At 63.2% G+C, this 21,429-nt stretch carries 21 protein-coding genes and 2 pseudogenes; 7 read left to right on the forward strand and 16 right to left on the reverse strand.

Features of this window, described 5'->3' with window-relative positions; genetic code table 11:
* Positions 1 to 120: 120 nt before the first annotated feature.
* Positions 121 to 2,446: pseudogene (gene lon, locus W823_RS43350) on the reverse strand (endopeptidase La).
* Between the two features lie 68 nt (positions 2,447 to 2,514).
* Between lon and W823_RS56605 the strand changes: the two are divergent.
* The gene (locus tag W823_RS56605) at positions 2,515 to 3,273 is read left to right on the forward strand and encodes a hypothetical protein (protein WP_023958367.1); all 759 of its coding nucleotides are present in this window, start codon (positions 2,515 to 2,517) and stop codon (positions 3,271 to 3,273) included.
* A 50-nt stretch (positions 3,274 to 3,323) separates the two neighbouring features.
* Here the strand turns inward: W823_RS56605 and W823_RS43360 are convergent.
* A pseudogene (locus W823_RS43360) lies at positions 3,324 to 4,546 on the reverse strand (fatty acid desaturase).
* On the opposite strand from W823_RS43360, the gene W823_RS58830 reads away from it, so the two are divergent.
* A complete protein-coding gene (locus tag W823_RS58830) occupies positions 4,430 to 4,684 on the forward strand; it encodes a hypothetical protein (protein ID WP_235189552.1) in 255 nt (84 codons plus the stop codon). The pseudogene W823_RS43360 and the gene W823_RS58830 sit on opposite strands and share 117 nt — an antisense overlap.
* A 180-nt stretch (positions 4,685 to 4,864) precedes the next feature.
* Here the strand turns inward: W823_RS58830 and W823_RS43365 are convergent, their stop codons facing one another.
* Both W823_RS43365 and W823_RS43370 read right to left on the reverse strand, forming a co-directional pair.
* A complete protein-coding gene (locus W823_RS43365) occupies positions 4,865 to 5,461 on the reverse strand; it encodes an ANTAR domain-containing protein (protein ID WP_152538063.1) in 597 nt (198 codons plus the stop codon).
* A gap of 188 nt (positions 5,462 to 5,649) precedes the next feature.
* Complete coding sequence (locus W823_RS43370) at positions 5,650 to 6,477, reverse strand: GAF and ANTAR domain-containing protein (RefSeq protein ID WP_235189532.1); 828 nt, start codon at positions 6,475 to 6,477, stop codon at positions 5,650 to 5,652.
* Between the two features lie 325 nt (positions 6,478 to 6,802).
* Here W823_RS43370 and W823_RS43375 point away from each other — a divergent pair, with 325 nt between their 5' ends.
* Complete coding sequence (locus W823_RS43375) at positions 6,803 to 7,201, forward strand: GtrA family protein (RefSeq protein ID WP_023958370.1); 399 nt, start codon at positions 6,803 to 6,805, stop codon at positions 7,199 to 7,201.
* 28 nt (positions 7,202 to 7,229) lie between these two features.
* Here the strand turns inward: W823_RS43375 and W823_RS43380 are convergent, their stop codons facing one another.
* Complete coding sequence (locus W823_RS43380) at positions 7,230 to 7,667, reverse strand: hypothetical protein (RefSeq protein WP_023958371.1); 438 nt, start codon at positions 7,665 to 7,667, stop codon at positions 7,230 to 7,232.
* Positions 7,664 to 9,010, reverse strand: coding sequence for a molybdopterin-dependent oxidoreductase (locus W823_RS43385; RefSeq protein ID WP_023958372.1), 1,347 nt, complete (start codon positions 9,008 to 9,010; stop codon positions 7,664 to 7,666). Before W823_RS43385 ends, W823_RS43380 begins: the two co-directional genes overlap by 4 nt.
* A 477-nt stretch (positions 9,011 to 9,487) precedes the next feature.
* Between W823_RS43385 and W823_RS43390 the strand changes: the two genes are divergently transcribed.
* Positions 9,488 to 10,012 carry a hypothetical protein gene (locus tag W823_RS43390; protein ID WP_197037748.1) on the forward strand — a complete coding sequence of 175 codons (525 nt, stop codon included), beginning with the start codon at positions 9,488 to 9,490 and terminating at the stop codon, positions 10,010 to 10,012.
* A gap of 403 nt (positions 10,013 to 10,415) precedes the next feature.
* On the opposite strand, the gene W823_RS43395 is transcribed toward W823_RS43390, so the two are convergent.
* Genes W823_RS43395 through W823_RS43405 form a run of 3 tightly spaced genes read right to left on the reverse strand, consistent with a single transcriptional unit; the run spans position 10,416 to position 12,443 of the window.
* Positions 10,416 to 11,081, reverse strand: a complete 666-nt coding sequence (locus W823_RS43395; RefSeq protein WP_023958374.1) for a class I SAM-dependent methyltransferase — start codon at positions 11,079 to 11,081, stop codon at positions 10,416 to 10,418.
* Positions 11,078 to 11,758: a TIGR04282 family arsenosugar biosynthesis glycosyltransferase gene (locus tag W823_RS43400; RefSeq protein ID WP_023958375.1), complete on the reverse strand. Its 681-nt coding sequence runs from the start codon at positions 11,756 to 11,758 to the stop codon at positions 11,078 to 11,080. Before W823_RS43400 ends, W823_RS43395 begins: the two co-directional genes overlap by 4 nt.
* Positions 11,748 to 12,443: a glycosyltransferase family 2 protein gene (locus W823_RS43405; protein ID WP_051406517.1), complete on the reverse strand. Its 696-nt coding sequence runs from the start codon at positions 12,441 to 12,443 to the stop codon at positions 11,748 to 11,750. Before W823_RS43405 ends, W823_RS43400 begins: the two co-directional genes overlap by 11 nt.
* A gap of 113 nt (positions 12,444 to 12,556) precedes the next feature.
* Here W823_RS43405 and W823_RS43410 point away from each other — a divergent pair, with 113 nt between their 5' ends.
* The 3 genes from W823_RS43410 to W823_RS43420 are packed head-to-tail and all read left to right on the forward strand — an operon-like array spanning position 12,557 to position 15,691.
* Positions 12,557 to 13,924 (forward strand): hypothetical protein, encoded by a 1,368-nt coding sequence (locus W823_RS43410; RefSeq protein ID WP_031332375.1) that lies wholly within the window; start codon positions 12,557 to 12,559, stop codon positions 13,922 to 13,924.
* 32 nt (positions 13,925 to 13,956) lie between these two features.
* Positions 13,957 to 14,634 (forward strand): response regulator transcription factor, encoded by a 678-nt coding sequence (locus W823_RS43415; protein WP_235189533.1) that lies wholly within the window; start codon positions 13,957 to 13,959, stop codon positions 14,632 to 14,634.
* 4 nt (positions 14,635 to 14,638) lie between these two features.
* Positions 14,639 to 15,691: a sensor histidine kinase KdpD gene (locus W823_RS43420; protein ID WP_023958379.1), complete on the forward strand. Its 1,053-nt coding sequence runs from the start codon at positions 14,639 to 14,641 to the stop codon at positions 15,689 to 15,691.
* Here W823_RS43420 and W823_RS43425 read toward each other — a convergent pair.
* The 7 genes from W823_RS43425 to W823_RS43450 all read right to left on the reverse strand — a co-directional run bounded on the left by W823_RS43425 (position 15,688) and on the right by W823_RS43450 (position 21,300).
* The gene (locus W823_RS43425; RefSeq protein ID WP_031332376.1) at positions 15,688 to 16,716 is read right to left on the reverse strand and encodes an NAD-dependent epimerase/dehydratase family protein; all 1,029 of its coding nucleotides are present in this window, start codon (positions 16,714 to 16,716) and stop codon (positions 15,688 to 15,690) included. The two genes, W823_RS43420 and W823_RS43425, sit on opposite strands and share 4 nt — an antisense overlap.
* A 5-nt stretch (positions 16,717 to 16,721) precedes the next feature.
* Positions 16,722 to 17,519, reverse strand: coding sequence for an S-methyl-5'-thioadenosine phosphorylase (locus W823_RS43430; protein ID WP_023958383.1), 798 nt, complete (start codon positions 17,517 to 17,519; stop codon positions 16,722 to 16,724).
* A gap of 168 nt (positions 17,520 to 17,687) precedes the next feature.
* Entirely contained in the window at positions 17,688 to 18,620 is a 933-nt protein-coding gene (locus tag W823_RS43435) for an AraC family transcriptional regulator (RefSeq protein ID WP_023958385.1), read from the reverse strand.
* 225 nt (positions 18,621 to 18,845) lie between these two features.
* On the reverse strand, positions 18,846 to 19,622 hold the full coding sequence (locus tag W823_RS43440) for a hypothetical protein (RefSeq protein WP_023958387.1): 777 nt from the start codon (positions 19,620 to 19,622) through the stop codon (positions 18,846 to 18,848).
* A gap of 9 nt (positions 19,623 to 19,631) precedes the next feature.
* Complete coding sequence (locus tag W823_RS58835) at positions 19,632 to 19,835, reverse strand: hypothetical protein (RefSeq protein ID WP_235189534.1); 204 nt, start codon at positions 19,833 to 19,835, stop codon at positions 19,632 to 19,634.
* A 1-nt stretch (position 19,836) separates the two neighbouring features.
* On the reverse strand, positions 19,837 to 20,439 hold the full coding sequence (locus W823_RS43445) for an alpha/beta hydrolase (RefSeq protein WP_235189535.1): 603 nt from the start codon (positions 20,437 to 20,439) through the stop codon (positions 19,837 to 19,839).
* Positions 20,440 to 20,463: 24 nt separating this feature from the next.
* Positions 20,464 to 21,300: an alpha/beta fold hydrolase gene (locus tag W823_RS43450; protein ID WP_023958389.1), complete on the reverse strand. Its 837-nt coding sequence runs from the start codon at positions 21,298 to 21,300 to the stop codon at positions 20,464 to 20,466.
* Between the last annotated feature and the right edge of the window lie 129 nt (positions 21,301 to 21,429).

The following is a 21,429-nucleotide window of genomic DNA, read 5'->3' on the forward strand; positions in this document are numbered from 1 at the left end:
GTGCGGTGATGCCGAAACCTCGTACAGCCACCCGTGACAGAAGTCCGCCCACCTGTTTTCGTGTACCCGCCCCGCCAGAGGCAGTTGACGGATATGAGAACAGGTGGGCGGAGATGTCGATCAGGCTGCGACGGTTGCCTTTTGATCGGCAGCGGGCTCGAGCGCCTGGGCGATGATGTCGGCGACATCGGTCATCGGCAGCACTGTCAGCGCCTCCAACACCTCGGCAGGCACATCATCCAGATCGGGCTCGTTGCGTTGCGGGATGAAGACCGTGGTCATTCCCGACCGCGCGGCCGCCAGCAGCTTCTGCTTCACGCCACCGATGGGCAGCACCCGTCCGTTGAGGGTGACCTCGCCGGTCATCGCGACGTCGGCCCGTACCTTGCGTCCGGTTGCCATCGACACCAGGGCGGTCACCATCGTGACACCCGCCGACGGACCGTCCTTGGGAGTGGCGCCGGCCGGGACGTGCACGTGAATGCTGCGTTCCAGCGACTTGGGGTCGATGCCGAAATCGGCTGCATGCGAACGCACGTAGCTCAGCGCGATCTGTGCAGACTCCTTCATCACATCACCCAGCTGTCCGGTGAGGACCAGTCCTTCGCCATCGGTGGACCCGGCTTCGATGTAGAGCACATCGCCGCCCAGTCCGGTGACCGCGAGCCCGGTTGCCACACCCGGCACGGCCGTCCGCTCTTCGGCATCCGAAGTGAACCGGGGACGACCCAGGTAGCCGACCAGATCGGGCTCATCGACCCGCACTTTGTTCTTGTTCTCCGCGTCCGCGAGCGCAGTGGTCACCTTCCGCATCAGCTTGGCAAGTAGCCGTTCAAACTGCCGCACACCGGGTTCACGGGTGTAGTCGGCCGCGATCTTCCGCAGCGCCGCGTCGGTCACCTCCACCTCGTCGTCGGTGATCGCCGCCCGGTCCTGCTGCCGAGGCAGCAAGTAGTCGCGGGCGATGACAACCTTGTCGTCTTCGGTGTAGCCGTCGATGGTCACCAGTTCCATGCGGTCGAGCAGGGCTGACGGGATCTGCTCGATCACGTTGGCGGTCGCCAGGAACACCACATCCGACAGGTCGAGGTCGAGGTCCAGGTAGTGGTCGCGGAAGGTGTGGTTCTGCGCCGGGTCGAGCACCTCGAGCAGTGCGGCACTGGGGTCGCCGCGGTAGTCGGCGCCAACCTTGTCGATCTCATCCAGCAGCACAACGGGATTCATCGATCCCGCTTCGCCGATGGCGCGCACGATACGTCCGGGCAGGGCGCCGACATAGGTACGCCGGTGTCCACGGATCTCGGCCTCGTCGCGGACGCCACCGAGGGCGACCCGGACGAACTTTCGACCGAGGGCGCGGGCAACACTCTCACCCAGCGACGTCTTGCCGACTCCGGGAGGTCCGGCCAGCACCATCACCGCACCCGACCCGCGACCACCGACGACCTGCAGGCCGCGTTCGGCGCGGCGGGCGCGGACGGCCAAGTACTCCACGATGCGGTCCTTCACGTCGTCCAACCCGTGGTGGTCGGCGTCGAGGATGGCGCGGGCGCCCTTGATGTCGGTGGAGTCAGTGGTGGTCACGTTCCACGGCAGGTCCAGCACCGTATCCAGCCAGGTTCGGATCCAGCCGGTTTCAGGACTCTGGTCGCTGGCGCGCTCCAGCTTGCCGACCTCACGCATCGCAGCTTCACGCACGTTGTAAGGCAGCTCCGCCGCCTCGACGCGGGCGCGGTAGTCGTCGCTGCCGTCGGGTTCGTCCTCGCCCAGTTCCTTACGGATCGCGGCGAGCTGCTGACGCAGCAGGAACTCCTTCTGCGTCTTCTCCATACCGTCGCGGACCTCGCCGGCGATCTTGTCGTTCACCTCGACTTCCGCGAGGTGGTCTCGGGTCCAGGTGATCAGCGTGGTCAAACGCTCTGCACGTCGGGGGTTTCGAGCATCTGCCGCTTCTGGACGTCCGTGAGGTACGACGCATAACCGGCGGTGTCGGCAAGTGCCGACGGATCGGACAATTTGTTGACCGAGTCGATGACCTGCCACGCCTCACGACGCTGCAGCATGGCCAGCACGAGCTTCTTGTACTCGGCAGCCAGTTCGCGTACCTCTCGGTGACCGCGGGTTCAGACACCGATTCGACCTCGACCCAGAGCGCGGCGCCGGGGCCGGTGGTTCCGGACCCGATGTGAGCGCGGGACTCGCCCTTGAGGACCGCGGCCGATTCGCCACCGGCGAGGCGGCCGAGCTGCACGATCGACGCGACGACGCCATAGGCCGGATAACGGTCGTCCAATCGAGGGGCGACCAACAGTTTGCCCGCCTCCGAGGCCTTTGCGGCGTCGACGGCGGCGCGTGCGGCATCGTCCAGTTCGACCGGGACCACCATGCCTGGGAGCAAGACGGGGTCGGTCAGGAACAACACCGGCAAGCGATTCAGTTCGCTCATGTTTCCTCCAAAGTTAAGTACTTCGGGCTCAACTTTCCGTTGGTGGTCTTTGTTCCCCCAGGTAGTCGGTGTTCTTCGAGAGCGAAATCAACGGTCGTGGCGCGGTGACGATGAGCGGGTGCTCGGTACGCGAAGACCAGGAAGCGCTGGCAGAGGACAACTCGGATGGTGGTTCTAGACTCGGCCGTAGCCGTGAGGGCAAGGGGAGGGTGTTCGGAGTGACAGACGATCGGGTGTTCAGCGACCAGTACGGGCCACTGCGGCCGCGGTGGGATCAACTGTTGGCCGCACTGTCCGAGCGCGGTGCGTATCGCACCGTCGACTCGTTTGCTCCGGGCCTGACGTACGACCAAGCCGAGCGGATCCTGGAGGAGGCCGGGTTCGCTCCGGGGGCTGTACGTGGGCAGATTCTCGACTTGTTCCAATGCGTCAACGGCTTCGCCGCAGGGCGATGGACGCGTGTGTTCCCCGACGTGGATCTCCTGTCGTTGCGGGAGATGATCAGTGCGCGTGCGACGATGCTCGAGGTGGCCGGCGCCAGAAGCGGATACCCAAGTTACGCAGGCTTTCCGGCGTACGGCTTTGTCCCGGAATACATCCCGTTCGCCGAACGTGACGGATACTTGCTGGTCGCTGACCTACGAAGCGGCAGCCAATGGGGCGAAGTGCTGCGCTACGACAAGATCGATGCTGACGACGGCACCACCAAATGGCCAAGCGTGGCATCTGTGCTCGACAACCTCATTGGGGCGATCGCGACCGGCAGCGAGTTCGATGGGTGGACTGCCGACGTTGTTGACGGAGAGCTGACCTGGTCGCTTCGCTGAGCCCCTCGGCGTGGGTGCACGCATGTGTCCCGCAGCTCCCCGTCACGTGTTCATCTGTGCGCGGAGCGCAGAGCTCCGATGGCCGCTTTCAGTCCACGGCGCGGACTCGCCGCTTCCACGGTCGTCTCGCGCGGGTCGGCGAGTCCGAATCGCTGCTCGCTGCTGGTCTCCGGTGCATCGTCGGACGTCCGGGACAGAAGACTGTCGGGAAGGGCGAGTTTGTGGATGGTGCGCAATGCCAGCCAGTACTGTCGCGGCAACGACCCCGTCGTATAGGGGAGATCGAACTTCTCGCAGAGGGCCTCGACGCGTTCAGCTATCTCGGGGTAGCGATTGCTCGGCAGATCCGGGAACAGATGGTGCTCGATTTGATAGCAGAGGTTTCCACTCATCAGCGCCATCAACGGCCCGGCCCTGAAGTTGGCACTGCCGAGCATCTGTCGCAGATACCACTGCTGCCGTGTCTCCGACTCGTACTCGGCCATCGTGAATTTCTCTGCGCCGTCAGGGAAATGACCGCAGAAGATGACCGCATACGCCCAGAGGTTGCGGATCAGGTTTGCCGACGCGTTGGCCGTGAGAGTGGTCTTCCACGCTCGTCCGGTCAGGGCAGGAAAGAGGACAAAATCCTTGCCCATCTGCTTGCCGATCTTTCGCCAGAAGGTGCGACTGGCTTCGGACTTGCCGATCCGGCTGACGTCGGTGCCTGGATGGCGCTCGACGTCCATTCGCTTCTGGGCGTCCAGGTCGTGGCGCGCGATGCCCCATTCGAATGTGGTCGCGAGGACCACATTGGCCAGCGGCTGAATCAGATTCACCGGGCGCCATGCCACATCGCGGGTCATTCGCAGAATCCCGAAACCGATGTCGTCGTCCATCCCGACGATGTTGGTGTAGACGTGGTGGGAGTAGTTGTGGGCGCGCTTCCACTGAGACGACGGGCCCACCTGGTCCCATTCCCATGAGTTCGAGTGGATCTCGGGGTCGTTCATCCAGTCCCACTGTCCGTGACTGATGTTGTGACCGAGCTCCATGTTCTCGAGGATTTTCGAGCAGGCCAACATCGATGTGCCAACGAGCCATATGGCTTGCGCCGGGATCCCAGGAGCACGGCGCGGGCCCCGAGTTCGAGCCCACGCTGCACGGCGATGATGCGATGTATGTATCTCGAATCACGTTCGCCGCGTTGATCTTCGATATCGTGTCGGATTGCGTCGAGTTCGCGGCTGAGCGAGTCGATGTCGACCTCGGTGAGGTGGGCGTATCGAGCGATGTCGGTGATGGCCACGGGGTGCACTCCGCTCCGGCGAGCCTCGTTCGAGAAGTCTCGTCGGTGGTGTTCGGACGAAGGCGGACCCCGGTGCTCGAGGTCGACATCGTTCAACACTTGAATATCCGGGCAGCGAACTAGTGTGGCGATCCCGCGGACCTGGTGGGCGGCGGAACCGGCCCCGGGCCGGCTGGTTTTCTCAGCACTGTCCACGTAACCCGCAAAACCGCCACCTGTCAATGCGCAGCGGGGCCTGTTCGCTCGACGCTGAAATGAATGGGTACCGGCACCGGCCTTTTGGCGCAAAATCGCGGTGAGAGGTCAAAAGTCGGGCCGGTGAACGTTGACGGCGTCGTCGATCACCGCAAGCGCGGCGTCGGCGAGGGAGACATCGTCCAGCTCGGCGCGCTGCGTGAGGTGCCGGCCGGCCTCTCGCATCGTCAGTCCTCGTTCCAGTAGGACTCCGAGCGCCTGGTCGATCGCTGAACGGTCTTCGAGGTCCTGGTGCATGTCGACGGCATGACTACCGCCGAATGCGGTGCGGGCCGGCAGATGCGTAACGGTGTCGAATGTCGTGGGATCGCAGTCCATTGCAGAGCTGACGTCGGCGATGAGTTCGTCGAATGCGCCTGGCGCCCCGGCCCACAGCACCAATCGCGACCCCGTTGCAGGCTCGGAGGGGGCGCCCAGCGGTATCGAGACCGAGGAGACTGCCACCGATCCGCTTCCAACCGGCACGGTAACCGAGTAAGGGCGATGATCGACCACCACGGTCAACGCCACAGAAACCAGCGAGTCGATCGAATGGGCCAGCGCGACGACCAGCTCGCTCACGCGCTCGTGCAGATCGATCAACGGGTCGTCCAGCCCGTCGGTCAGTGACGCAAGGGCATTCAGCAATTGGGGATTCGACTTCATGTGCATCCGAGGCGGACCCGACCGCCGATAGGGTGTTTCCTGCACACGACCAGGGGGACGTGCGATACCCGACGCCTGCAGCGGATGGGAATCAGCTCGGCTGACGTCGGCAATTCGACCCTACGCGTCTCACATCCGGTGTGAAACCCCACCACCGCCGTGGTCTCGGTTCGACAGGCGGATCGTCCTCACGATCCTGAGCGTCGGGCCTGAGCCCGCCGTTTCGCGTCGTCGAAGATCGACTGGGCGACCTCTGCCAACTTCTTGTGTTCCTTCTGGCTCATCTCCCGCAGCCTCGAGAACGCCTCGACGCTGGTGCAGCCACTGCGACTGACCACGATGCCGATGGCGTGGTCGATGATCTTCCGGTTGGTCAGCGCCTTCTGCAGCTGTTCGGACAACAGCAACGCGTTGGACAGTGCTTGTGCGTTCTGCACCGAGACCGCCGCTGGGACGGCGAACAGCTCGCCGAGGGTGACGGCGCGGTCGTCGAACGCGTCCTTTGCACGGGCATACACGTTCATTGCGCCCAGAACCCCGTCATCTGTCTGCAGCGGGAGACACAGAACACTGTGCACGCCGAGCCGGCCGACCCGCGGACCGAAACGCGGCCACTGCGCGTCTCCTCCGAGCGAGCCCGACCGTACGGTCTGCCCCTGCTCGGCGGCAGTGATGCAGGGCCCCTCGCCCAGCGAATACTGGATGTTGTCCACCGCGACCACAAAATCGTCGCTGGCGACAACCGTGTTCCGGCGATCGCCCTCCAGCAAGGTCAACCCGGCCCCATCGGCACCGGGAATGGCATTGACCGCGAATTCCGCTATGTGCGTGAGTGTTTGCGGGAGTGTCAGTGACGTCATCGCCAGCTGGGACAACGAGCTCAAACTGTCCCTGAGATCGTCGGCATCGCCGCCGAAGAGTTCGGCGCGATCCACGCCTGCTTCAGCGTCGAGCCCAGCGGATGCTGCAATCGCGTCGGGGGCGTCCTCGATCATGTGCGTCCTCACCTCGGTCACGGACGCATGCATCCTCCGAACAAAGATGGCTTCAGCTTATCGGGCATCGACTGACTGAGTCGGCAACGAGGTGATTGCGGGCCGATGAAACCGCCGCCAACCCGGGCCACTCGGCGGCGTCATCTGTGAAGTGGAGGGCACAGTCGACAACGCCCGCCTCGCGATGTAGCGATCCATGGTCGAGATGTCGAGGCCATCGCTTGCACGGTCAATCATGCACAGGCGGTCGTAGATGACATGATTGATCCAGATGGCGTCGCCATGTGTGGCGGACCGTGTGCGTCGTTGGTGCGGCGTTTCATCGATCGGGTGAGGGTGCGGAACGGTGTTTGCCAAGTGGTATCGCAGCGTGCTGTTCCGCTTCTACGTCGTAGGGGGCGCCAGTGCGGCCGCCTATGTGCTGCTGTTCGTTCTTCTTCGCATCGCGATGCCGTCGCAGGTCGCGAATGTGTTGGCACTGTTGATTTCTGCGATCGGCAATACCGCGGTCAACCGACGGTTCACCTTTGGGATTCGCGGGAATGACGCCATCGTCCGGCAGTACGCACAGGGCCTTGCCGTTTTCGCTCTCGGGTTGGTGGTGACCAGCGGAGCGCTGTGGTTGTTGCAGATCTGGAGACCGGATCCGTCCCGAGCACAGGAAGTTCTGGTTCTGGTGGCCGCGAATCTGGTTGCCACCGTCGTGCGATTCTTGGGTCTGCGTCGAGTGTTCGCTCCGAACTGATGGGCGCCACGGCGGGGCCGAAGGCGCGCTACCCCCGGCGTCCGGTTGTCGCGGCGCGGTTACGTCGCTGCATGAGGATGATGATGCATGCCAGTAGCCAGATGATGGCGAGGGCGATGAGGACACTCAAACCGTAAGGGCGGTCGAGGATGGTCGCGTTGTCGGGGTCTCTGTCCGAAGGTCGGGGCGCCAGTACCGGCACCGACAGGATGAGTACGATCAGAGTCGCTGCAAGCGCGAGCAGCGCCGGTGGCCACCATCGTTGTGGCAGAATGCGTTTCGCCGCGTAGCCAAGAGCGATGCATACCGGGGCGAAGAGCGCGTCGTGGACGATCAGTCCGCCTGCAAGCCAGAACGCGATGGAGAGCTGGTCCCCGCGTGGCATGGACCAGATCAAGGAGATCCCGTAGTAGCCGGCAGCCAAGGCGAGGAGCACAAGGGTGATCCGAACAATGCGCACAGTCATAGGATCTCGATTCGCGTCAACCATTTGGTCTGCAGGACCCCGGGCCGGTTCGGAGCAATGAGTCGACATGGGTAGCCATGGTCGATGGTCAGCGGCTCTCCATTGAGTTCGAGGGCGATCAGCGAGAGTGGGTCGTCGGCGAAGTTGGCGGGGAGGGTGCTGACTCCGTAGAGGCCGGCTTCCAGAGAGGTCAAGCGGATGTCGTGGCCGCGATCGCCGCCGACGAACGCAACGAGATCACGGACCCGTACGCCACCCCATTTGCCCTGGGCGCTCCACCCTTCCACGCAGGCGATCGGAAGATCGCTGCGGTGTTGTGGCAGGGCTCGCAGCTGATCGATGGTCAGTTCCCGCGTCATCGGCCCGCTGCTGATCGTCAACCGATAGTCGGGGCTGCGGGCTGACTCGAGTACGCCTGCCGCCGATGCAGTCCGATTGATCGGAACACCTTGCGGACCCTCCCCCGAGCGAGGAGCGAGGAAAGCGATCCAGCGCAGGAACGGCACCGTTTGACCTGCGAAGGCCAGTGCGGCGAGTAGTCCGACGACGACAGTTCCCCGGAGAACCGTGCGCCGCGACACCGCACCCCCATCCGAACCGAAAGTTGCAAACCAGTTGTCTTTCCCCATTCGAACTGGAGGCGGGCTGCCGGCAGAAGACGCGACTGACGTGACCTCGCGAGGTGGCGTTTGCTCGTGCAGGGCCTCTGAATCCTCGATCGGTGTCGCAGGTCGGAGGTTGTTGTCGATGGGGTCAGTGGCTTCCAATGGACTGCCCAGAGCACGTTGGATTATCGGGAGCTTCACTGCGATGTGAACCAGCACCGAGGCCACGACGAGAAACGACATTGCGTAGTGGGTGGTGGTGAAGAAGAACTTCCACGGATACCACTGCGCAGTGTTGAGCAGACCGGTCAAGAGCTGAAATATGGTCGAACTGACCAACACGGCGACCGAGGCTCGTTCAACGGCGCGGGCAGGCGAACCGACAATCGGCCTGGCGAACAACTTGGGGTAAACGAGCTGAAGTTTGATCAGCAGTAGCGGGATGGTCACCACGCCGGTTATCACGTGCAGTCCTTGTGTCACCTGGTAGAGCCACACCGGACGCGACGGCCAATAGAACCAGCTCGGCGGATGCTGAATCCAATGACTGAGCATCCCGGTGACGAAACAGACGGTGATGCAGAACGCCAGCAGCGTCCCCACCCGGGCAATCAGCCGGGGGCTCCGCAGGCCGGTGTCGTCGACCGAGGGCGAGCTGACCGCGTTCGCGGTCGCGTCAGAACCGTGCGACAAATTGGCACGAAACCGTTCGAACGGAACGCGCCAATGTGCAGACATATCAGTTATTCGTAGCCACAGGGTCGGCGGCTTGGTCTGTGGTGCCCCTGTTCTTTCACGAAAAACCGATCGAAGGGAAATCAAATTTGTCTCACTGCTTCAATCGGCCCCGCGAGAGCGCATGGTGCACAAAATTAGTACCGTAATCGGCTGGGCCACAGCGTATGTCGACCGTTCTTGTAGAGCTCATGACCTTGCTGCCAACTCGGACATAACTTCTGCTGGGCGCGAAACCCATCCCAGAAAGGGAGGGTTGCGAATACCCATTACACAACTTGCCCTCGGGTAGATCGGACAAACCACATGTATACAACTCGAAAAGTATTCACCGGAACTGCTATTGCTGCCATTGCCGTATTCGGCCTGGCGGCCTGTTCCGATGACGATTCCTCGGGCGGGTCATCGACTTCGTCAGCTACGTCGGCCCAGACTGCAGGACCGACAAGCGAGCAACCTGCACCCACTCCGGCGGCCGTCGTGCCCGCTCTGACCGGACGGACCACCGCGGTTGCGCTGGACAAGGGCTTCACCGACGCGCTGACCACACTGATGCTGACCCCGGGCACCGTAGGCGGTGCGACGATGGAGGGCGGCTCAGTGGTCTTCCCGATCACCGGCGGCAATGTCACCTACTACACACCGGGCAGTATCCAGCCCTATGTGCAGGGCATCATCAACCACGAGGGCAGCGGTTTGTCGCTGACGGCCGGCGACACCGTCGTCGAACTCACGAACTTCAACATCGACCCCGGTACATCGAAACTGATGGGCGATGTGACCGTCAACGGAACCGTCGCAGCGCCGCAGGCAGTCATCTTTGATCTGGACGGCAGCACACTCCAGCCGTTGCAGTCCAATCCCGACGGCACCGCCGTACTGACAGGAACCACCGTGAAGATGTCCGCCGACGCTGCAGGCCTGTTGAACAAGACTTTCAACACAGACGCTGTCAAGGCCGGGCTGGTTGTCGGGATCGCGACGATCACCATCAACACCCAGTAGCTCTCGCTGTCAGAGGTAGGTGTGGCCAGAGCCAGAAGAGGTTCTTGCCACACCTATGGGCTCGTCCCGATCCCCTGCTGACCAATGACAGGAATTACATGCTTGAATACGGCGGCCACTCCCACACGGGAGCGGGCCCATTGCGTACGACGCGGCGGTTTCGATGACCAGGCGCGAACTCATTCTCGGACATCTGATGCTCGCTCGGAATGACCCAGCCCTGGCATCGATGAGGGACTGTGGTTTGTTCGATGATCTCGCTGCCCTGCACGCCCGATCACATGGTGAGAGTGTGTGTGGCGCGGTATCAGCGGGATGGATCGGACCGAGCACGGTACGCATTTGCTACGACACCGACGACCAATCGTCGCCCACCCGCTCCGCGACATCGGAGTTCGGGCCATCATCGCGCAATGATCTCCAAAACATCTCGCCCACAGACTATTTCGTTCCGGAACGGTAGTCCGGCGGAATGGGCCAACGTTGATGCGTAGCCGATTCCGACTCGCGCCCACGGGAACCACTCACCATGGGACGTTCTGGTCTCAACCCGCGCCGCGCCACGTCGAAGCCCGTCCACGTCCGAGTCGAGTTCGATGATGATGGATCCTCCTGGCGCGATCAATTCAGCAGCCCGCTTCGTCACGCGGGCGGGGTCGCCGCCGATACCTATGTTCCCGTCCAGCAGCAGCACATGCCGCCACCGACCCTCTCCCGGAAGGCGGTCGAACATACTGCGCCGGATGGCAGCTCCGCCCTGTGCGCGTGTCATGGCCACCGCCTGATCGCTGTGGTCGACGCCCAGAGCCGCGATGCCGTTGGCACTCAACCGATGCACGAGCCGGCCAGGCCCGCATCCGAGGTCCACGGTGGGCCCGAAACACTTTCCGGCGACCCGGCGATCGAACTCGGAGTCAGAGGCAGTGACGCTCGTCCCGAGCCAGCGATTCACCGGCAATTCGTCACGACTACCGTCGGCGTGCCGCAACCAGGCCCGTTCACCGGCGAGGGCTTCAGACACGGCACCGTCGAAGATCTCTGTGCTCGACGACTCGTTGGCGATCGTCATACTGAACGCTCCAGCAGAACCGCCGCTGCCTCAGCGAATCGACTACCTGGTGCACACCGCCGCGCAACCTCATCGACGTCCTCGGGTCGGTCGACGTCGGTCAATTCAGGTAGTTCGGTTACCCGAAGGCCGCTGTCCTCCAGAGCTGACCGGGTGGCTGCGCCGGTGTCCGGTGATGACATCGGGACGCCGACGAGAGAGTGAGCTCCGCGGGCACCATGAAGGCCCAGCCCCCACCAACCGCCGTCGGTGGCCGGGCCGAGAACTGAATCTGTTTCCGCCAGCGCTGCCAGCGCTGCCCTGAACTGTCCTGCGGTGACTTGCGGAGTGTCCATTCCGACCTGGAAGATGTCCCCGCCCACCACGTCATTGGCATCTCTGTGGGCGTTCTGCAGGCGCTCACCAAAAGTGTTGCCACGCTGGGCTATCACCGTGACGTGGCGCAATCGCCAGCCGATCTCCTCGCTACGCATCGCACTGTCCAGCGCGCCTGTGATGGCGACAACCGGCATCGCCGAGTGAACCGCCAAAGCGGTGTCCAAGGTGTCGAGCAGCGCGGCTGCTGCCAGATCGGCGGCATCCTCGGTCGAAAGAAGTTTTGTGAGACGGGTTTTCACTTGTCCGGGGACCGGCGCTTTGGCAACGATCAAAATTCCCTGGTGCGTGTCAGTAGGCAACTTTCTCCTCCATCTGATGAAGAACCGAAAGGAAGTCACGGGCTGCCCGAAACGTCCCTTTCATTGACCCCGACACTTTTGATCGCCCGGCAGACCTGGGTCGATAGGCGACGTCCAATTCCGTTATCTTCCAACCCGCTGCTCCCGCCCTGGCCAAGAGTTCCACCGGGTACCCGAACCGACGATCGGTGATCCCCAGGTCCAGCACGTCATCTCTTCGAACCGCACGAACCGGTCCGATGTCATGTATCGGTATGCGGTAACGCTTTCGGAGCCGGCGGGCAATCCACTCGGTTCCCAGCCGTGAATGTAGTGGCCAGGTTCGCAGGCCCACAGGCCGTCGTCGTCCGACGGCGAGGTCGGCGCCCGCCACAACCGCAGCAACCAATTTCGGCAGATCGGCCGGGTCCATCGAGCCGTCACCGTCGATGGTGCAGACGATCTCCGTGTCGGACGCCTCAATGCCGGCGTGGACGGCTGAACCATATCCCGGAACCGGTTGGTACACAACGGTGCAACCCAGCTGCGCGGCGATCTCTGCCGTGCCGTCGGTGCTGCCGTTGTCGACAACCAGTGGGTGGAGATCAGGGGGCAGAGCGCGAACGAGCGCAGCCAAAGACCCGGCTTCGTCCCGGCACGGGATCACAACAGTGGCAATCATGCGCGAATTACTGTGATCTCCCATGTCTTCGACGGTAGGAGGGACCGGTGGACATGGCCAGCAGAATCAGGTGACGGAACAATGACGTCTGCTTCGAAGAGCACAAAACGGTGGGAGTCGGCGCCTACTTTGTAACTGTGACCGAAACCCTGGACACCGGCACAACACCGGGAACTCCGGAACATGGCCCCTGGATGAGCCGGGGAGATCTGGTATCCGTTTTTGCGGCAACGGCTTTGCTGGTCGCCGCGGTGGTGGCGCCGATGGTTGGTGATGCCGAGTGGCGGATCAACATCTTTGCGCTCGCACCGCCACTGTTCGGGGAGTTCGACCCGCACTTCGGATACGGCACCGTGGCTGCGGTTCTCACCGCTCTCGCTGTCATCGCGTACGGACCAGTCCTTGCGGCTCGGTTGTCCTGGACGCTGCTGGTGATCACCAGTATGGCAACCGGGCTTGTTTGGACCTTCTCGCTGTCGATGATCGACGGCTGGAACCGCGGGTTTGCCGGTCGGCTTGTCAGACCTGACGAATATCTGGCCGAGGTATCCGAAGTCTCGAGCATCACCGGGATGCTCGAGGAGTTCTCGAGCCGCATCCTCGACTTTCAGCCGGACTCGTGGACCACGCACGTCTCCGGACACCCACCCGGGTCGTTGTTGACGTTTGTTCTGCTCGACCGGATCGGGCTCGGTGGCGGTGCCTGGGCCGCCGGCTTTGTGATCGTCGTCGGTTGCAGTGCCGCCGGGGCCCTGCTGATCACGACGGCGCGCCTCGGTGACGAAGCGACGGCCAGGCGAATTGCTCCGTTCGTCGCGCTCACCCCGGGGGCGGTGTGGATAGGCGTTTCTGCGGACGGCTACTACATGGGGGTCGCCGCTTGGGGCATCGCCCTGCTGGCGATCGCTGCGACTGCCGCCGGCAAGCGCGCTGTCGCGGCCGCGGTCGGGAGCGGCCTGGTCCTGGGTTTCGCGATCTTCCTGAACTATGGGCTTGTGCTGATGGGTGTCCTCGCCATCGCAGTCCTCGTCGCCGCACGGAAGTACCGTCCGATTCTTTACGCGGTTCCGGCCGCGGGGGTTGTGGCCGGAATCTTTGCTGCCTTCGGATTCTGGTGGTTCGACGGTTACCACCTCGTTGTCGAACGTTATTACCAGGGAGTGGCGACCTTACGACCGTTCTCGTACTGGGGTTGGGCGAACTTCGCCTCTGCGTTGTGTGCGGTGGGGCCCGCTGCCGCGGTTGGACTGGGGCGCGCGCTACGACCGCGAAGGCTCCGCCGACGAGAAGCCGTTGTGCTGCTGGCGGTGGCCGGTCTGCTCGCGATGATCATCGCTGACCTCAGTGCTCTCAGCAAAGCCGAGGTCGAGCGGATCTGGCTGCCGTTCAGCGTATGGCTACTGGTGGCGACGGCCTTGCTGCCGCGCCAGTCCCATCGATTCTGGTTGGCCGGGCAGGCACTCACCGCACTGCTGATCAACCACCTCGTGTGGACCTATTGGTAAATGCAATGTTTGCTGAAGAGGTGCGAATTCTGATGGCCGACGACGATCCCATCGTCAGTGATGTGGTGCGCCGCTACCTCGAGCGTGACGGACTGCAGGTGACGTTGGTGAGCTCGGGCGACAAGGCGCTGGAGCATCTCGAAAATCATCGCGTGGACCTGGCAATCCTGGACGTGATGATGCCTACACGCAGTGGTATCGAAGTGTTGACCGAGATTCGGCGTGGACCCTACGCCGGGATGCCGGTCATTCTGCTGACGGCGTCCGGCGAAGAAGAAGACCGACTGGTCGGTTTGGAGGCAGGCGCCGATGACTACGTCATCAAACCTTTCAGTCCGCGGGAGCTGGCGTTGCGCGTGCAATCGGTTCTCCGCCGCAGCGTGGCGACCTGGTCCGGTCCCGCGGCCGCCGTCAAGCTCAGCGACGGCAACATCGTGATGGACGCAGACGCACGAAACGTCACGGTCGCCGGCGAGCCGGTGAACACGACCAAACGCGAGTTCGACCTACTGCGCTTCTTTCTCGCCCACCCCGACGTGGTCTTCAGTCGTGAACAATTGCTCTCTCAGGTCTGGGGTTGGTCGTTCGGCGACCTGTCCACCGTGACGGTTCACGTCAAACGGTTACGCGCAAAGCTCGGCGACTGCAATTCACTGGAAACAGTGTGGGGACAGGGATACCGCTGGGTATCCGAATCGGCCAGGCGGTGACCTGATGGCAACCGACATCCCACAGATAGTCGGACTTTCGTTGCTCTGGTCCGCACCGGTGGTCCTACTCGGCACCGTGATCTTGCTACGTCTTCAGCGACTGTCCTTGGTGACGAATACCGTTGTGCTGGTGATGATCCCGCCCGTTGCCATCCTGATGGGAGTGATCGGCGTCAGTGGGTTCATGTTCACCGACGACCTGAAGCGGACCGCGACGGTTCTCACCTCGGTGGCCGTCATCGCCATCCCGGCAGCGGTGCTGCTCGGCCGATTTCAGGCCCGCCGCACCGTGTGGGAGCGTCAGGCGCGCGAACAGGAACGGGCCGCTGAACAGTCGCGGCGGGAACTGATCGCCTGGGTCAGTCACGACTTGCGCACCCCGCTCGCCGACATCCGCGCAATGGCAGAAGCCCTCGCGGACGGGATCGTGTCCGACGCCGAGGAGGTCTCCACGTTCGCGCGTCAGATCGATCGCGACGCCGTCCGATTGTCGGACATGGTCGACGACCTGTTCGAGATGTCCAAGATCAATGCCGGCGCCGTGCGCCTCGATCGCGAACACCTGGATCTGCGCGAAGTGGTCGACGAAGTCATCGCCGGATGCGGTGCCGCCGCCGATCGGGCCGAGGTCCGCCTGTGGCCCGTCATGCCGGAATCACCCGTTGTGGTCGATGCCGACGGCAGAGCCGTGTCGCGGGTGTTGACCAATTTGGTCATCAATGCGATCGCGCACACCCCGAATGGCTGCCCGGTGCACATCGAGGTGGGCCGCCACGAATCGTATGCGTTTCTGCGGGTCGACGACGCCGGACCCGGAATCGCCGAACACGAGATGACACGGATCTTCGAGATCGCCTACCGCGGCACATCGGCGCGGACGCCCCGGGACGACAACGGACTACCTGCAGGATCGGGAATGGGACTGGCAATCGCCGAGGGCCTGGTCAGTGCACACGGGGGCCGGATCACCGTGTCCAATCGTGAACCGGGCAGCCGGTTCGAGGTACTCCTGCCGGTGACCGCGGGGCCCGCCCCTGCAGGAAGATCCGACGGCTAGCGCAGCGGTGCGGTCGCGAACTCTCGCAGGCCGAACTCCGGCATGATCGTGGCCCGGAAACCGAGTGCGGTGGCGGCCCGCGCCGGATCGGCGACGATGTGGCGGACATCCCCTGGCCGGTATCGCCCGGTGGTGACCGGAGCAGGTCCGTCGATGCCGGTGGTGAGTGATTCGGCCACCTGCTTGATCGAGATCGGATGCCCGGAGCAGATGTTGAATGCCTCGAACCCGCGGATGTCGGCGGAGGTTGACCGCTCGATGGCCGCGACATTGGCGGCCGCGATGTCGGCCACGTGCACGAAGTCCCGCATCTGTCCGCCGTCCTCGAACACCGTCGGCGCCGTCCGCGCCTCGAGTTGCGACCGGAAGATGGCCGCCACCCCGGCGTACGGGGTGTCGCGGGGCATGTGCGGGCCGTACACGTTGTGGTAACGCAGCGCGGTCACCGCACCGCTTGTCTCGAGCGACCATGCACGGCAATAGGATTCCTGTGCCGCTTTGCTCGCCGCGTAGTAGCTTCGTGGTGACAGCGGGGCGTCTTCTGGGGTCAAGTCCCACTGCGCGGGCTCGCCGCCGGGAAGGTATCGCTCGAATCTGCCCGCCTCGAGATCGGCGACATCACGTGGCGGTGGGTCGACAACAGCGCCAGAACGATCTCTATAGGTGCCGTCGCCGTAGACCACCATCGAAGATGCAAGTACCATTCGACGACAACGGGTTTCGAACATCGCGGCCAACAGCCGGGCGGTCACCAGATCGTTGTCGGCAGCATAGTCCGGCGCGTCGCGGGCATCGACACCAGCGCCCACCCGGGCAGCCTGATGACAGACGACGTCGACGCCGTCGAGCATCTCGATGAGCTCGGCTGTCCTCAGGTCGGCCACCTGCACCCCGGCAGGCGCCGTGGCACCGGCGCCATGTGCCGCCGGCACCATGCCGTCGACCGCGACCACTTCATGTCCGCGATCGATAAGTGCGGACATGATGTGCGAACCGATGAATCCGGCGGCCCCGGTGAGCAACACCCGTGTCACAGCTCAACCTCCATCACCGCGGCAATGTCGTGTTCGCCTCGTGCACAGAGACATTCGGATTGCTCTGCGGCATCACCGATGGCGGTGCCGAGGACCTCCCGGAGGCGCTCTAGCCCAAGCTCGAAGACCGCGAACACCTCCGAGGCGGTCACGCCTTCACCGGCCACCAAGCCGGCGTCGATATCGGTGACCAAAGCTATGGAGGCGTAACACATCTCGAGTTCGCGAGCGAGAACCGCTTCCGGGTGCCCAGTCATGTTGATCAGCGTCCAACCCTGCCGGGCGTACCATTGACTCTCGGCCCTCGTCGAAAACCGCGGACCCTCGACCACCACCATCGTGCCTTCGGTGACTGCCTCCGGTGCGGCCGTGGCGGCCGCCCTGCGCAGCGTGGGGCAGTAGGGGTCCGCGAAGCCCACGTGAACTGCGGGGCCGTCGAAGAATGTTTGGGAACGACTCGTGGTGCGGTCCACCAGTTGGTCGGGGATCACCATCGTGCCGGGGGCGAGATCGGGGTTGAGCCCGCCGACTGCGCACGGCGCGAACACCTGCCGGACACCCACAGACCGCAAGGCCCACGCGTTGGCCCGGTAAGGAACGGTGTGGGGCGCGTACTCATGAGACACCCCATGCCGGGGGAGGAACGCGACCGAGACCCCACCGACGTCGCCAATGGTGACCGCCGCACTCGGATCACCGTACGGGGTGCGTACTTTCACCTGATCGGCGCCGGAGTCAAAGAACGAGTAGAAGCCAGAACCGCCGATGACTCCGATGCGAGGTTGTGCACTCATGAAACCAGCCTGCCTCACCACACCGGCCCACGGAGGATCACGACGTGGATGTCACAGATTCGTCATGCCTGTACCGACCCACTGGGCCAGTGTCACCATCAGACTTGCTCCTGCCGCCCCACGCATCTCGGGTCTGGACGCCAGGTGTACTACGTCACTGGGCAATCGTCAAGTGCTGCATCGGTGTTCAATGCTTGACGTAGCAAGGCGCTGTTGTCGCCATTGGGTGGGGCTTACGCCGTAAGTTCTGCGGAATCGATGCGAGAAGTGAGTGGTTTGGGTGAAACCGTGCTTCTGCGCGATCGCTGCGATGCTGAGGCCGGGTTCGGCCAGCAATGTCCTGCATGCTTGCTCGAGGCGGCATCCGATGATGTAACCGGCCAGGGGCCCATTGGTGGCGGGCCAGATCTTGTAGAGCTGCCGGGCCGAGATGCTGTGGGCGGCTGCGATTGAATCAGCGGAGAGCTCTGGGGCATAGAGATGTTCATGGATGTAGCGGGTGATTTCTTGGACGAGGGTGTCTGTTGGGTCAGGGGTGGGGGAGCCGTCGGCCGCGCTGAGCAGGAGTGAGCGCATCAGCGACACGGTAGAGGCTGCCAGGTCGGGCAAGACATTGCCGGCAGTGGTGGCGATGACTCCGAGTTGTAGGAGATGGTTCAGCATCAGTGGGTAGAGGGGCAGATCAGGGTTGAGCTGGTGCAGTCCGCGGTGGACTGTTTCGACAGAGAGGGTCAGCCGTGGGTAGGTGGTGTAAAGCACTGTGGCTGAACCGCTGCCGTGACCACGGAAGTCGAACGGATCTGACTGGTCGATGATGACCAGTGTCGGGCGGTCCGCTCGGTGCGGAACGTCGGTCCTGGGTCGGGTCAGTGTCCAATCGCCGGGAGCGAGTACCGCCATGCTGATCAGTCGGTGGTTGGGATCCGTTTTCACGTGGTGTGCATTGGAGACCGCGAGGGCTCGATAGCGCAGACGCATCAGCCCTGCCCCATCGCCGAGGGGCCAATTGTCGATGGTTCGAGTGCCCATGCCTCGGTGGGTGGTGGACACGGTGAGGTGTGATGCGACTCCGTCGCACTGTGGGGTGGGTGTGTCAGCCATGTGGCAGAGGTGGTGGTTCGCTTGCAGCGATGTTGCGCCACGCCCGGGGGCTGAGGTCGCACATGGTGCGGAACCGCCGGGCGAATTGCGGCGGGTTGGTGAATCCAATTGTGCATCTCATGGGCGATTCGCTTGCCGGCGCTCGGACGGGAGGTGGCCACCCGGTTCGGGGATGGCAACCGTTGAATTAATCTTCATCTCAGATCTCCCACCAATGCTGAATGGTCATACCGTAGGTGTTTTGAGATGCGTGCTCAAGGTGTTGTCGGTCGGCGAATCCTCTCCGCTGGGCGGTGTTGCCATCGGGAGGCGTGTCGAATCCAGTAGTTCTCTACGCACTGCGGTGAGGCGTTCGGAGACGACCCGGATGTGTGGCATGAGAGCCGCGTCGTCTCGCGTTCCGGGTTGCTGCGCAAGCGCGGCGGTGACGAGTGCGCGGGTGAGGGCGATGGTGGACTTACCCAGCTCGTTGCTCGCGTCGTCGAAGACTTCGTCGCTTCGAGTGATGTTCAGTTCGATGATGTGGCGCCGCATGATGTCGTAGAGCGGGTTCGCCTCGAGGTGTCGCGCGACGTGAGCGAACTCCTCGCAAGTGATGCCGATGAGTTCGGAGGGGACGTGGATAGCCCGCGAGCGCCCCCGAATCGGCCAATCGAGAACGTACGGGGAATCGAGATCAACGATCATCAAGTCGCCGGGACGGACGAACTGCTGCCGACCGTGCTGTTCGAAGTGGCCGACCCCGTATTCATGAACAGCCACGGCTATGACACCAGCGGGGCCCTGGGCGATGTTCTGACGGGTACGCGTCAGCCGGTTTGCGGTCATGGCGGCCCGAAACATGTTGACTTGGCCGAAGTCCCACGACTCCATGACCACGGACATGGTCGGGCCGGAATCGAACTCGACGGTCGCTGGGGCTGATAGCTCGTCGAAAGTGCTGCGCGCGGCATCGACCTTGTCGGCGCGTAGACATGTGGAGCTGTCGAAGACGACGACCATTTCCGACTCCTACTGTGCGACGGCCCAGTCGAGGGCGTAGTCGGCTACCGCTTCCCAGCCGGGCTCAGCGCAGGTCCAATGTGATCGTCCGGGGAATTCGTAGTAGTCGGTGACGGCCGCGGACTTGCGGTACTTGCGAGCGTTCGACTTGTTGACCGCCGGCGGCATGATGTGGTCGGCGCCGCCGGCGATGAACAGCAACGGGGCTCGCACGTCACGTTTTGTAGTTCACCCAGGTTTCCTGGTGGCCGGGGGTCCAGTTCGCGAAGACCCCATATTTCCACACCCACGATCCGGGTGCTGCGATGGCGTATCGGTCGTAGGCGGCTTGGGCACTGGCTTCGTCGAGGGTGTTGGTGAACGCGTAGTGGAACTGTTTGGCTGTGAACCCAGCGGCCTTGTGGCGGTTGGAGAATCGTTTGAGGATGGGCAGCAATGCTCTGGCCTGAGATGGGGGTTGGGCTCGGACTCCTTCGGTGGGGGCAGAGTCGATCACCACCGCTGCTGCTCCCAGGCCGCGGTCGACCAGCAGCTGGGTCATGATCCCCCCGAAGGAGTGGCCCATGATGATGGGCGGTGCCGGCAGGTTCTCGATGATCCCCGCGAGGTGGTTGACGGTCTCGGGGACGGTGAGTGACGCGATGACGTCAGGGTTTTGGCGCAAGGCCTCTACCTCGATTTCGAATCCGGGGTAGGCCGGTGTGATGACGCGGTACCCCTTGTTCTGGTAGTAGGTGACCCAGTTCTCCCAACTGCGTGGGGTGACCCAGAGTCCGTGGATGAGGACGATCGTGTCGGGGGTGGTCGAGCGTGTCATGGCGTGATGTCCGTTCCTCGCCGTTCAGGCGACGGTGTAGGTGTTGAGGAATGTGAGTAGGTCGTTGTTCAGTTCGTCTTTGTGGGTGTCGGTGATTCCGTGTGGCGCACCGGGATAGATCTTGAGTTCGGCGTTCTTGATCCGGGCTGCCGATGCTTTTCCGCCGACGTTGAACGGGACCACCTGATCGTCGTCGCCGTGGATGACCATGGTGGGGACGTCGAATGTGTCCAGGTCGTCGCGAAAGTCGGTCGCAGAGAAGGCGGCGATGCTCTCGTAGGCATTGCGGGCTCCGGCTTGCAGACCCTGGCGCCAGAACGCGTCTCGCATTCCCTGGGAGGGGTTTTGGCCTGGTCGGTTGTTACCGAAGAAGGGGCCATCGGCCAGATCGCGGTAGGTCTGTGATCGGTCGGTCAACGAACCCTCACGAATACCGTCGAACACTTCGACCGGCACCCCGTCAGGGTTGTCGTCGGTCTGGAGCATGAACGGGGGTACCGCTGAGACCAGCACCATCTGCGCCACCCGGCGAGTGCCGTGGCGACCGACGTACCGCGAAATCTCGCCGCCGCCGGTGGAGAATCCGATCAACGTCACTTCGTGCAGATCCAAGTCCTCGATGAGACCGGCGAGATCGTCTGCGTAGGTGTTCATTTCGTTGCCGTTCCACGATTGGGTGGACCGTCCATGACCGCGGCGGTCGTGAGCAATGACCCGGTAGCCATGGGAGGCGAGGAAGAGTTGCTGTGCTTCCCAGCTGTCTGAGTTCAATGGCCACCCATGACTGAGGATGACCGGACGTCCAGTGCCCCAGTCCTTGTAGTAGATTTCGGTGCCGTCGAGAGTGCAGAACATCGGCATGATGTGGTCCTTTTGCAGGAGTTGTCGCAGTTGATCAGAGCAACCGGGGCCCTCTGATACGAGTCAACGTAAGTCCTCCTTCAACTACCGATCTGTTTGTGTGTGCACACTTCTGTTCCCTGCCAGCAG

Origin of the sequence: Williamsia sp. D3 (genome assembly GCF_000506245.1) — a bacterium.
Classification (GTDB): Bacteria; Actinomycetota; Actinomycetes; order Mycobacteriales; family Mycobacteriaceae; genus Williamsia; species Williamsia muralis.